Here is a 13,329-nt window from a genome sequence, read left to right on the forward strand (position 1 = left end):
TCTACTTTAATAATTTGATAGATTCAAGGTTCTTAAAATATACTGATATAACAGCCGTTTTACCAGAACCACATATTATACTCACTTAAAAATATACTATTGCAAATATGGCAATGAAATAAAAAGGCTCCTATTCGGAGCGAATAGAAACCTAGATTATAAACTTGACTTGATCGCTATGTATAACTGACAATCTCTGTTATTTTCTCTAACTATAACATTATTGTGTTCGCTTTTATTATTTATTTTAAAAATTAACTTTCAATATCAAAAGCAGCTTATTTAGCTACAGTTATAAAATTTGAAATCTAACTATGAGCGTACACTATACAATGTTCTTTTTTTAAGCCGAGTATTTTGGATTAACTAAAGAATCATCATCTTCTTTATTGGTTTTTTCTAGATTAATTTGATAACCATCAACGCTACTTATTTTTTGAGTTCCATCAACATGTATCTCTACAGCATCCCATTTTGTCTTCGATAATTTTCTTGCTTCTTTCTCATTTTCTGCCACAACAAAAACAAGATGATGATCTTCCATTAAATTATTTTCACGGATTTTACCGCCCAATAACACAGCATATAGATTAGGATTTTTCATTCTATTTAAGATTTAATTTTGGTTAAACATACTCATCCAAAACTATGAAAATCCGAAGTACTTTCAAACTTCACTCAAAATTATATTTTAATACGATTAGGGTATTAAAACTCTAACCTATATTTTCATCAATGGAAATTATCAACAACGTAACATAAAGACAAACAAAAAGCCAACTCTTTCAAGTCGGCTTTATCTATTTTAAGCTTCAATATATACTATATTAATGAAGAGATAATAATAAAAGTACCCGTTACTATATTGATACCAATAACTATTTTTCTGAATTTCTCAGGATCTACTTTATTAGAAAACTTAGCCCCTAAATGAGAACCAAAGAATAAGATAGGAATACAAAATATTGCAATATTAATCGATTCCATTTCTATCATTCCTTTCATAAAATAGGCAACAGTAACAAAAAAGGAAGAAAAAACACTAAACCAAGAAAATACACCTCTAAAACGATTCTTGTCGTACCCCTTTCGGTTCATAGCAATAACCAAAGGCGGACCACCTACCGATATAGCACTGGTTAGGGCTCCGCTAATAAAGCCTGCAAATACAATTGGAAGTGATAAGAAATGTTTTGCTAACTTAACTTTACCTAGCATTTGAATAGAAAAAATAACGACCATAATACCTGTTAATAAACGCAATGTATCGCTGCTAACATATTTTAGTGCATAAATACCTAAGGGAATTCCTCCCAAACTGGCAATAAACATCGGAATAAAATAATAAGCTTTTATTCTCTCTCGTAACTTAAATAAAACCACCAAGCTCGTTATTAAATTAAATAAACTCATCGCTGGAACGACAATCTGCATAGGGAAAATTAATGACAGAAAGGGTACAGCAAGCAATGCAAACCCAAAGCCAGTCACTCCTTTAATGAAAGAGGCAGAGAGAATAACTAACGAACAAAAAATAATTTGAATTAATGTAATATCATGCATAAAAAGCCCAATTAATAGTACTCACTAGATTTAACAAAGTTACTATTTGTTAATTTTATTCTGTGTTAATAATGATTAAAGGTTAAAAAAAAGAAGGTTAAAATAAGGGAAGAGTTAAAGAAATAAACAAGAGAAACAGTGAAAAAGTACAAGAGTACAAGAGTACAAGAGCACAAGAGCACAAGAGCACAAGAGCACAAGAGCACAAGAGCACAAGAGCACAAGAGCACAAAAATAAAAAAGAAGTAGAAATCAGTCAAATATAAAAGGTTGAAAATCTTTTCAACCCATTTACACACTTTACAGGATAGTATCTTTGAGTCCTAAGAATTTTTTAAAATCGTAATTTATAATTTGAAATTCGTAATTGCATTAATTTATTATTAGAGATCTACAGCACATCACCAAACTATTATACACCAGTAAATTAGACACAAAACATGTCAAGTTGCATACTGCAATTGAACCAGTTTATTGTATTTACCATCTGTAATTGCCATCAATGTTTCATGTGTACCCTGCTCAACGATTTCTCCTTGCTCCAACACAATAATTTCATCAGCCTTTCGTATGGTAGACAAACGGTGAGCAATAACAATGGAAGTTCTCCCGCTCATTAATTTCTCAAGCGCTTCCTGAACAAGCTGCTCCGATTCTGAGTCGAGAGACGAAGTGGCTTCATCTAAAATCAGAATTTTAGGATCCTTAAGTATGGCTCGTGCAATGGCTATTCTTTGTCGCTGTCCTCCCGATAGCTGGGTACCACGCTCCCCTACTATGGTATCGAACTTCTCTGGAAATCGTTCTATGAATTCTAAAGCATTTGCCTTTTTTGCAGCTTCGTAAATAGCTGCTTCACTTGCACTGGGCTTTCCGTAGGCTATATTTTTGCCTATACTTCCTCCAAACAGAAAAATATCCTGAGGTACTAGTGATATTTGAGTTCTAAGAGCTGACAATGGATAATTATAGGAATCAATTTGATCGAAAAATAAGCTATTCTTTGGTGGACGATGTAACATTAACAAAAGTGAGGCAACAGTACTTTTCCCTGCTCCACTATGTCCCACAAGAGCAATCATTTTATTGCTTTTAATTTCCAAATTGATATTTTTCAAAACCGGTTGTTCTACTCTTGAAGGGTAAGCAAAACTCAAATTATGAAAACTAATTTCTCCATGCATTTTAAACTTAGGTTCAATCTCCCGTATCTCTTGAATTTCTTCAGGTATCTCATCATAAATTTTAAACAGATCTTCGGTAGCACCAATAAATTTTTGAATATTAGTATATACATTCGCCAATCCGCTGATGGTTCCACCAACAAAAACAGAATATATAACAAAGGAGAATAAGTCGCCGGATTGCATCTCTCCCGCTTGTAATAAACGAGATCCCTGCCAAACCATAGCGGCAATTGCACCAAATAAACCGAGAATAATAAAAGACGAAAAGGCGCCTCTATACTTACCTCTAGTCATTCCTAAATCGGCTATTTCTATGGTCTTTTTTTTGTAACGTGCAATCTCAATATATTCGTTGGTAAAAGCTTTTACGGATTGAATACCCTGCAAAGTCTCTTCTATAATCGTATTCGAATCTGCTAATTTGGTTTGCACATCCTTAGAGAATTTACGTATAAACTTGCCAAAGAACCTTGCAGCAATCATAGTTGGTGGTAAGGTAATCAGCATAAAAGCGGTTAGCTTAAGCGATATAATAGCCAAAAGCGTAATACCTCCCGTAATAACGATAATCTGACGAATAAAATCAGCCAAAGTACTCGTCATGGTTTCCTGTAGTAAAATAACATCGGCAGATATTCTACTATTAAGTTCACCAACTCGCCTGCGTTCAAAAAATTGCAAGGGCAATTTTATTAAATGCCCGTAAGTAGCTTGTCGCAATGCAGCTAAAGAATTCTCTGTTACGTTTACAAATAAGACTATCCGAAAATATGAAAAACTCGCTTGAATGATTAATACAAGAGCAATCAACATCCCAGTTTGATTCAAACTCTGTCCTAATGTTGTACTATTACCCGTATTCACCAAATCGCCAAGTAGCTTTGGGAAAGCTAAACTCGCCAAACTTGAACCTAACAAAAAGAATATTCCTAAGAAATACTGACCTCGGTAAGGTTTAATATATTTATACAATCTAAAAGCAGATTTAATGCCACTGCTATTTATTTTTCCTTTTGGTACATCCGATGTATCTGCTCTATGTGATCCCATTATCTGCTATTACTATTTGTTCTTAATCTTAATAATACGTAAAATCATCGAGATAAAGTTTATTAAGAAGCTATTTATTATTGGCTTTATCATCCAAAAACAGCTGATATTTAAACTAAAAAAGTTTAATCAAGTTCTGATTCATATTGCATCTTCACCCATTTAATGTTTTCCTGTAGTTGAAAATCAAACCATTTCTGTCTGTTCTCTCCTGAATCATCAACAATATTTTTGAAATTTCGGAATGGTTTAGCTTTTTCCAAGGCATTGATCAATCTCACTTTTAATTCACACTCCTCAAGCTTATTAGCAAAGCTTTTCATCATATTAAAAGATTCACTGCTAGGCATTGGATCAATTAAAATATAACTATCCCAATCCTCTTCTACCTTTTCGATCAATTCTTCCCAAGGATTTTCTTCCTCATCAAAAAAATCCATATTCTTAGGATAACTATCAATTTTCCCCGTTTTCTTTTCAATTACGCAGACCATTCCAGTAAGCAATAAGTCAGCAATTTCAACAAACAGTTTATCTGTTAAATTCATATCCTATAATATCTTTTGTTTCTAATTTAATCAAACACCTACAAATTTAATAAATCTATCCTTTCAATATCAGTTTCTAAACAATAATTTGAGCCATTACAGAGAGCTTGATAATGATTTAAAAAACATGAAAAAGACTTGTCTTATAAGACGAGTCCAAGCATATTATATTGTATCTATATTATTGATAGTTCTCATTCAAAATCGAGATTCGCTTCGTTAAATAATTCCGAATCATCAAACATATATTCTAAAATTGGACGACACTTATTTTTACAAGCTGGGTAAAATACCTTGTGTTCTCGTTCCTTATTCTTGAGAGAATTTCCCCACCAAAACTCTGCTAAAGCGATTGGTTTTAAGCTGTTTTCAAAAGCATATTGCAAGAGTTTAGGGGCAGCACATTCGCCAGCTGCTGATGGCGGATTACCATGTGATGAATTTTCAAAAATTTGCAATACATTTTTCTCTTTCCCCGAAAAATTTAGAAATTGATAATTTTCGAAAAGTTGCTGTTGCAAAGCAAAGGATTTTTGTTTCCTCTTCTCTTTCAGCACATTTATTTCAGATGGGTTATTCAGCTTTTTAATTTGAAAGCTGATTTCAGTCAACTCTTTCATGCCTCTATTAATAAAAAAATCATCGGTAGATTCATCAAAGACCGAAGGAACAAATTTATCACAGATAGAGTTTCCTCGCAATTTACCCGAAACGGTTCCTAAATAACTGTAGGTATTATCTTCTTTTTGAACCACAAGAATTCCAAACATCTTTCCTTTTTCAATAAAGAAGTCATGATTCCATACTTGAGATTCTGAACTAATAAATTCTTGAAATTCTTTTGCCGCTACACTAGCAATATCAGAAATAGATAAGCCAAATGGATTGTTGAGTTTTGTAGGGATATTAATCTGTGATATATCCGTTTTAAAGTTGAAAATATGTCGTTTATCCATTCAGTAATCTGCTCCGAATTTGTAAAGGATATTGTTATTATACCAATAGGGTATTTGGGCATCCTTAAATTCAGGGCACAAAACTAAAAAAAATACGTACAAAATGACTAATTAAGACTTCTTTATTCTACTTAATGAATATCTAAAAGCGACATATGCCAAAACAAAGTAAACGACAACCTGTCCCATCATAAAAAGCAACTCAAAACTCACATCAGAAAGACCTACACCCATGGTTCTAATCCTCAAATATGCAGGTATCATAAGGGTACTTGGAAACACATGCGCCAAAGAATACAGAAAACTTGGGATCTCTGTGGCAGGCCATGACAATCCACTAAGAAAAAGTACCGCTGGAGAGAGAAACAACAAAAACATTAATGAATGTTCTCTTCTTTTAAATAACACCGATATAGCCAATCCCAGGAATGATACAGCCAACAAAAAAGGTATCAACAAGGTAAATACATCCAACATGTTTGCTTTGTCGGGAAAACCGAACCAATAGTGAATCAGTATCAACGCAAAAACAGAGTCCATAAGATAGATTGACATATAAGCCCCAACCTTTCCAAAAATGATGGGAGCAATTTGGCCTTTTTGCAAGTCTTTGGGCAACTGATAATGATTACTAAAACGCTCTTTGCGTGTTCCTCCTATCATTCCTATACCAATAAGTAATGTCTGTTGAAGGATAATGAGTATAAGCCCTGGCATTAAAAATGAGCCATATCCCGATGATGGGTTATACAATTTATATGTTTTGATGGACAAAGGATCTCTCTGATTCAAGGCTTGTTCCATGTGGTCACCATCGGCCAATAACTTATTCACCTCCACTCCTGCAGAGAGTGTACCTGTTGCAAAAGAAGCACCTGAAAGTGTCTGTTTGTAAACCAAGAAATAACTGGCATCACCATAAATACTAACCGATGTTTGAATACCTTTAAATATGTCTTTCTCGAAATCGGCAGGAATAAGTACAACTCCTCTTACCTCGCCAGCATAAAACGATTGCTTTGCCTCATGCATACTCATAACCTTTTTCACCACATCGAGCTGTTCGCTCGCATCAACCATACGAGAGTACTGACGACTTAATGCGGAATTATCATGATCGACCACGGCCACAGGCATTTCGCGTAACACCTCATTGGAATAAGCCGTTGAATAAATGATAGAATATGCGACTATGGCTACAACAAATAGCAGAAGAACTCCCGCATCCTTTATTATAGCTCGCAACTCAGTTATAAAGAACTGACCTGTCATTCGCAATCCTTGTATTAAGTACCTCAACATCAGAAAGTATTATTTATATCATAAAAATTATTCTCCACCCCAATATCTTTCGTCTTGAAGTATTTTTTTAAACTTAGGTAAAGACAAAAGTCCCATAAAAATAAATATCAAGAATATATAGAGTGGATAAATGGCATTGATTGGCGCCTCACCCCTGAGAGTTTGGCCCATGAATATCTCTAGCCAAAAAGTAAAGGGGAATAATACTGAAAAGAACTTAGCCACCAAGGGCATCCCAAAACGGGGAAACGTTAATCCCGAAAAAGTAAGTGACATCATAGTATAAGCTCCAGCCAATGATAAAGAAAGACGCATATTAGCCGTAACGGCAAGAAAAAAGACAGCCAACAGAAGGTAGGCAACCACCATAACAAATTCTGACAATATGATTAGAGTGAGACTCCCATGAATAGGCGTGCTCATATATGGGAAAATTATCAGATTCATAACCATGGCATCCACCATAAAAAGCAACAAATAAGGCAATAACTTGGCCGTAACGGCTGTCACTACACTATTACCCGAAATCTCAAGTAATTCACGCCCTGTTCCATCCTTTAACTCTATACCCAAAGCATATAAGGCTCCCAAGAGGGTAAACACAATAAGCATAACTGGCAATATACCCAGAGTAAGAAAATAGGAATAACTGACAAATGGATTAAACAGTGCATGTTTATCCAATCTTACAGGCAATACCTTAGCTTTAGCCTGATGAAGGGTAGCGCCATTTTTCATTGCCATAGAAAGCTTCACGCCTCCCGATGCAGTAGCAAGAGCACCGTGGAGTCCGCTCTGCAACATACCTCCTTTAACCACATTGGTATTGTTGATATATAATGCGATATTGGCTTGCTCTCCTCTTATCACATCTCGTTCCGTATCATGGGGAATAACAATTACAGCCTCCACATCGCCCTTATTCATCAGTTTTTTAGCCTGTTCAAGACTAGCACTTTGATAAGCAACTCCGGCAATGGATGTGGCATCTACCATCCGGGTTATGTTTCTAGATAAAGACGTGTGATCTTGATCGACCATGGCTATAGGTAAATCTCGGGGAACACCCTTGGAGAATATAGCCATTAACACAAAGAAAGATATAACTGGAGCCAAGATGCAAAAAAACAAATACACCGGTGAAGTGAATATGCGTTTGATCTCTCGAATTAGTACATTATAGAAACAACTTGTAAAAAATGATTGCATTCGAAAAAATTTTAAAGAACAGAATACAAGTCCTATTATTACGCCCTACAAAAGAGCCTTGGAAAATGATTTATTCGCTACTGTGTAAGCTCATCCCAATTTACAAGGGCACTCATACCAGGACGAAGTCCCTCAACCTTTTCTGTAGGGCGAGCATGCACTTCAAAAGTCTTCATGTCGAAATCTCCCCTTGTTTTGGTGGCGTTCCAGTTAGCAAAATCACCCAGAACATTAATGTAGCTTATCTTCAGTTCTATGGTTTCATCTCCCAAGGCAGGAAATGTAGCCGGAAGGATACTTCCTTTACGTACTTTCGCCAGAAGATCCTCACGAATGTTAAAAGTCACCCACACATCATTAAGATCCACTAATGTAACAACAGGATATCCTGCAGGAATAAGCTCACCTCTCTCTGCTATAATATTGGCTATTTCACCATCTGCAGGTGATAGAATATTCATTTCACTAAGGTATGAAGAGATCTCCTGAATAACACCCTCGGCTTTTTTTACTAGTGCACCAGCAGCTTCCTTATCTTCCACACGAGCACCTTTTTGAGCTTTTTCCCATATGGCTTTAGCAGCTTTCGCACTCTCCTGTGCCACCTTCATTTTTGTCTCTATCTCATCCCTTTTCTGTGCAGGCACTACACCATCCTGAAAAAGATTATCGATACGTTTAAATGTTTTATTAGCAAATTCATTAGCAGCCTCGGCTTTTAAATAAACATTATAAGCTGCCTGAACATCTTCAACTCGTGCACCATTATAAGCCTTACTCTTTTGAGCCTGAGCAGCCAACTTTGCAGCAAGAGCCTGCTGAAACTTAGCCTCCACTTCGGGACTGCTAACAGTAAATAAAAGCTCTCCCTTTTTTATGGTTTCTCCCTTGTGTACAGGAAGACTATCAATACGTCCAATTAGTTTAGATGCAACCTTAAACTGTGTTGCTTCCACCTCACCCTGTATCTGCAGTGGTATAGGTCGACTAAGTATCCATCCAGTATACACAAAAAACAATATAATTGCTGCAAAAGCCACTCCGGCAATAATAGTCTTGGTCTTATTCATCTCTATTAATTTTTTTTCACTTTTATATTATCTATCAGCACAACGGTTACAAAACTTAAGGCTACTTGCTATAGGATTCAAATTCAACATCAGCCCTAAGCTGATATTTCACAAAATCGGTATGCATACCTGCATATTGCAGCAATCGAGCCAAAGCAACATCATAATTATAAATCGTCTCTAAACGCTCAATCTTAACTTTGGAAAGAACAAGACGAGCATCTACAAGCTCCGTAGAAGTACTCATTCCTTCCGAGAAAGCCTTCTGACGTACTTGTAAATATTCCTTGGCAAATTCAAGAGCCGTATCAAGTTCCTCTAGTTGTTCTATATCCATCAAAACCTCGTGATGAGATTTCTCTATAATTGTTTCTATATCGGCATTGGCCTTATTTTGAATTTCATCAACCTGATTCTGCAAAAATCCTGCAGCTTTTACTTTACGAGTGCGAGCCATACCATCAAAAAGTGTCCATTTTAACCCAAGCCCCAAAGTATAATCTGGCATATATGGAGAAAGATCTTTGTTAGCAATATCGTAGGCACCCATGGCCGCTAGACTAGGAAAATAAGCTGATTTCTCGAATCTATATTTTTGATGAGCCAGATCCTTTTTACTATTTATTTGCTTTAAAAGGGGTGAATTCTGTCGGGCCATATTTTTAAAATATTCCGTAGACTGAATCGAAGGCACATAAAAAAGTTTGGATACTGGTGCTATTTGAACGCCTTGATCAAGTGACATGGTGTTTGAAAGAGCTTCATTAACAATCTCTAACTGCCGTCTAGATTTCTTCAATTCTCTATCTGCCTGAGATTGAAAAACCTTGGCATGTAACAATTGTGCCTTTGGTATTATGCCTTGATCAAACATCTTTTGAGCATCGCTTAAATGATTTGTCATAGCCTGTAATACTTCCTCACGGATACGAACAACGCTATATGCTAGCGATGAACCATAATATCTTTCCACAAGCTCTGTAAGTATCTCGCCCTCTTTTTGCTGCTGTATTTCCTCTGCTTCACGAGTTTTAATTTGTGCGACCTTATTGGCAGCAGAAATTTTTCCACCCGTAAAAAGAGCCCAACTAAATCCAGCACTAATCATTCCAAATTGCTTTTTCTGAACCATCTGATCCCAATTAGCAGCATTTATCTCATCCAAACCTTCATTCAACTTTCCTCGAACAGCGGCCGTAGACATATTATCGGAGAGTGTCGTCATACCTCCTGCACCATCGGGAACAGCTACGCCTGAAAAATTACCATAGTTACCTAAGGCATCATAGAGAGGAGTTATGGCATCCTTTACTGGATTCAAATCCAACGTAATGTCATCGCTCATGGCTACATAACTAGCAGTAAGCGATACCGAAGGAAGATATAAGCCACGAGCAGCTTTTAACTCTTGCTCTCGTTGATTATGCAGAAAATTATACTGCTTCAAAACATGACTATTCTCTCTGGTTATTCCTAGAGCCTGTTCAAAAGTTAAGTGTGACAAACTATCAGTCTGCTGACCTGCCTTTAACAAGCTAGAGCTACTGACCAATAATATTCCAACACAAAACCACTTTTTAATACAAAAACTCATAATAACACTTCTTTTAATCCATTTTCACAAAAAAATCACTTTAACTATATCCAATTTATTAGAATCCTCTTTTCAGAAGAATCTCTCATTTTTTTTTTATAAACCTCACCATTAAATTTTAAACATAAAGCAAAAACTGTCATAATAATAAGCTTCCACCTATATGATAATTATTTTCAAATTATTTATCATCATAGCAAATTATTATTCACATTGATATCATTAATCAAATAAGTTTATCTCTTTCAACTCACTCCAAACTATTACTCTAACCATTACAATGCTTATAAACCTGAATTAATGATTGTTTATATAACTATACCTATTTAACTCATACATCATGTAATAAATCTCATAATATAGCTCTATCAAATATAACAATAAAAGTAATTGCTTATCTAGTTAACACTGATAAAATATGCTATAAATGCACCTTTTTAAATAAAATTAACTGATTAACAAAAAGAATTTGGACATGACAACGACATATTTTTCATCATTCTTTTCCAGCATTTTTTTCTGAGCTAACACACGATTACATACTGTGATTTACGACTTAAAACATTAAGAAATCATTGCAATCGTATACTAATAAAAGGAATTCGATTCAAGAGGTGCGAAATACATTGAAAAAAGAATACCTTTGGCAACTAAAATTGAAAATATCTATTTTGACGTTTAATTAAATTCATATCTTAAGGACTCCCTGTTTAATCGTCATATTTCCACCCCATAAATAAAATATTATTAGACCATCTAATTATACAAACTAACTTGATGAAATACCTATTACTTTTTACAATCTCTATTCTCACGCTTTATTCTTGTGAGAATGCTAAAATAAAATCAGTGAATGGCGTTTTTACTGATGAATTTAAAGACACATGGAATTCTCCTTGGAAGCATAAATCTAACGACGATATAGAATATGAACCCCATGGATCCCATTCTGGTTTTAAAATCAGAAATATTAGTAAGCATTACACTGGCTTCAATTATTATGATTTTCCTGTAAAAATGATGGATGATTTTGAGTTGAATCTGAAATTCATGTTGTATGGACAAAGTACGTTTACTCTTTTTATTGGATATAAAGACGCTCGACACCGTGAATCGCTTTCGTTTTCGAAATATAAGAAAGAATTTAACTATACCCAATTCGATGGAGATGGCACACCATTAAGATTCAAAACTCGTTGCGAAGTAAATAAAGGATATACTAAATTTCGTGACGGATTTAATTGGCTAAAAGTGATAAAAAAAGACAATGAATTATTTGTTTATCACAATGACATATTACTGATGCAAGGAAAAGATTTGCCTAGCTTTTGCAATAGCTTCGGATTTGGATTGGGACCAAAAACCAGTGTATACCTAAGGAAAATAGAAATTATTGAGACTAATTATAATAGCGAAACCAAAACTCAGTAGATCATTCTGTTGAGTACTTTATTTTGGAAAGATTGTACTTACTCATCTAGAAATTTCCTCAAGAACTTAAAAAAAGCCAACTCTTAAGAGTTGGCTTTATATTATAATCCTAACGAGAGCTTATCTCCTCTGATTAGAATTCTTAAAGTTTCAAATAAAATTTTTAAGAATTCTTTCTTTGTCTTCTGTATCCTTATTCGATTTATGATACAGCTCAATTAACACGATTCTATCTTCTGTTTTAAAATGTGCATATATTAATCTAAATCCAGACTGCACTCCTCGTCCTTTAAAACTCCTACTTGCTATTTTTTTCACTTTAATAACACATGTTTCTAGTCTTAAATTATCAATTCTGAAACTAAATGGAGGTCTTTCATTAGCATTTACAAACAAGACCTTCTGAACCACTTTCATATCTTCAGGTAAAGTCTTGTATTTTTTAGATAGCTTTTTCAAATCTTTTTTATATTCCTCTAATTCTTCAACTTTCATAAGCCATCCGAATTTTCATCATAAGTTCTTACAGAATAAGGATATTCTCTGTAAAAAGCCAATTCATAATCTATTACCTCACCATCTTTAGAAGCCAACCATGGTATATCTTTATGAGAGTATTCGCTAATAGCCGAAGCTGACCAATCTGAGTAACGTTCTATTACTCTATCAATAACCTCTTTCTCACTTGCTTTCATATTGGTTAAATCAGGCTTTACTAGAGGAAAATATCTAGTTTGAGGATAAGTATGATAATCGGATTTAAACCGTTCAAGTTTCTTACTTAAAATCATTTGCTTAATTATAGCATCTAATTTTTGAGGAACAGGACCATAAGGCAACTTTCGATATTCAGCTCCTGATAAATGCTCTTCATAAATTTCGTAATAATTAAAATCAGCAAAATATAAAAGTTTATATAAAAGTGTTTCGCCAACATTTGGTTTACCAGCACATTTTTCAAGAATATATAAAAAAACATTCTTAAACTTTTCAATATTTAGTTCTGGAATTGAGACTCTTAGTTGTTGAGGGATTTCTATTTGACTTGAGTTTAATTCAATATCCTCAATTTTATAATCGGATGATAAAAATTTGTCAATTGAAACATGTAAGTTATCGGCTATCTTTTTAAGTTCCAAAACCGATAGATTTCTATTACCCAACTCTATTTGAGTTAAAGAAGATCGTGAAATCTCAATAAGCTTTGATAACTCATCTTGAGAATATCCCTTAGCTTTTCTAAGTTCAGATACTCTTTTCCCGATTTCTTTTTGACTGATATTTTTCATTCTCATATCCTTTAGATACAAAGATAGATAATAAATGTTCTAATTCAAACCATTTAGTTGTGCTTATATCCAACAATCATGTCAAATATTTATTTCTTAGACAAAAAAAAAGCCGACTCTAACGAGTCGG

Annotated in this window: 12 protein-coding genes; 1 reads left to right on the forward strand and 11 read right to left on the reverse strand. The window is 34.5% G+C overall.

Features of this window, described 5'->3' with window-relative positions:
- Positions 1 to 343: 343 nt before the first annotated feature.
- From EMN46_RS11640 to EMN46_RS11680, 9 genes are all read right to left on the reverse strand, one after another.
- Positions 344 to 604, reverse strand: coding sequence for a DUF1543 domain-containing protein (locus EMN46_RS11640; RefSeq protein ID WP_154200985.1), 261 nt, complete (start codon positions 602 to 604; stop codon positions 344 to 346).
- Between the two features lie 218 nt (positions 605 to 822).
- The gene (locus EMN46_RS11645) at positions 823 to 1,563 is read right to left on the reverse strand and encodes a sulfite exporter TauE/SafE family protein (protein ID WP_154200986.1); all 741 of its coding nucleotides are present in this window, start codon (positions 1,561 to 1,563) and stop codon (positions 823 to 825) included.
- 443 nt (positions 1,564 to 2,006) lie between these two features.
- Positions 2,007 to 3,800, reverse strand: a complete 1,794-nt coding sequence (locus tag EMN46_RS11650) for an ABC transporter ATP-binding protein (RefSeq protein ID WP_154200987.1) — start codon at positions 3,798 to 3,800, stop codon at positions 2,007 to 2,009.
- 125 nt (positions 3,801 to 3,925) lie between these two features.
- The gene (locus EMN46_RS11655) at positions 3,926 to 4,348 is read right to left on the reverse strand and encodes a UPF0158 family protein (protein ID WP_154200988.1); all 423 of its coding nucleotides are present in this window, start codon (positions 4,346 to 4,348) and stop codon (positions 3,926 to 3,928) included.
- 194 nt (positions 4,349 to 4,542) lie between these two features.
- Complete coding sequence (locus EMN46_RS11660; RefSeq protein ID WP_154200989.1) at positions 4,543 to 5,304, reverse strand: pseudouridylate synthase; 762 nt, start codon at positions 5,302 to 5,304, stop codon at positions 4,543 to 4,545.
- A gap of 111 nt (positions 5,305 to 5,415) precedes the next feature.
- A complete protein-coding gene (locus EMN46_RS11665; protein ID WP_154200990.1) occupies positions 5,416 to 6,606 on the reverse strand; it encodes an ABC transporter permease in 1,191 nt (396 codons plus the stop codon).
- Between the two features lie 27 nt (positions 6,607 to 6,633).
- On the reverse strand, positions 6,634 to 7,815 hold the full coding sequence (locus EMN46_RS11670) for an ABC transporter permease (RefSeq protein WP_154200991.1): 1,182 nt from the start codon (positions 7,813 to 7,815) through the stop codon (positions 6,634 to 6,636).
- Between the two features lie 77 nt (positions 7,816 to 7,892).
- Complete coding sequence (locus tag EMN46_RS11675; protein WP_154200992.1) at positions 7,893 to 8,885, reverse strand: HlyD family secretion protein; 993 nt, start codon at positions 8,883 to 8,885, stop codon at positions 7,893 to 7,895.
- 61 nt (positions 8,886 to 8,946) lie between these two features.
- Entirely contained in the window at positions 8,947 to 10,479 is a 1,533-nt protein-coding gene (locus EMN46_RS11680) for a TolC family protein (protein WP_154200993.1), read from the reverse strand.
- Between the two features lie 777 nt (positions 10,480 to 11,256).
- Here EMN46_RS11680 and EMN46_RS11685 point away from each other — a divergent pair.
- Positions 11,257 to 11,910 carry a hypothetical protein gene (locus EMN46_RS11685; RefSeq protein WP_154200994.1) on the forward strand — a complete coding sequence of 218 codons (654 nt, stop codon included), beginning with the start codon at positions 11,257 to 11,259 and terminating at the stop codon, positions 11,908 to 11,910.
- 150 nt (positions 11,911 to 12,060) lie between these two features.
- On the opposite strand, the gene EMN46_RS11690 is transcribed toward EMN46_RS11685, so the two are convergent.
- Positions 12,061 to 12,405: a hypothetical protein gene (locus tag EMN46_RS11690; RefSeq protein ID WP_154200995.1), complete on the reverse strand. Its 345-nt coding sequence runs from the start codon at positions 12,403 to 12,405 to the stop codon at positions 12,061 to 12,063.
- On the reverse strand, positions 12,402 to 13,199 hold the full coding sequence (locus tag EMN46_RS11695; RefSeq protein ID WP_195715252.1) for a type II toxin-antitoxin system antitoxin SocA domain-containing protein: 798 nt from the start codon (positions 13,197 to 13,199) through the stop codon (positions 12,402 to 12,404). The genes EMN46_RS11690 and EMN46_RS11695 overlap by 4 nt, the downstream gene beginning before the upstream one ends.
- Positions 13,200 to 13,329 lie beyond the last annotated feature (130 nt).

The sequence above is a fragment of the Ancylomarina sp. 16SWW S1-10-2 genome (assembly GCF_009669305.1).
Lineage (GTDB): Bacteria > Bacteroidota > Bacteroidia > Bacteroidales > Marinifilaceae > Ancylomarina.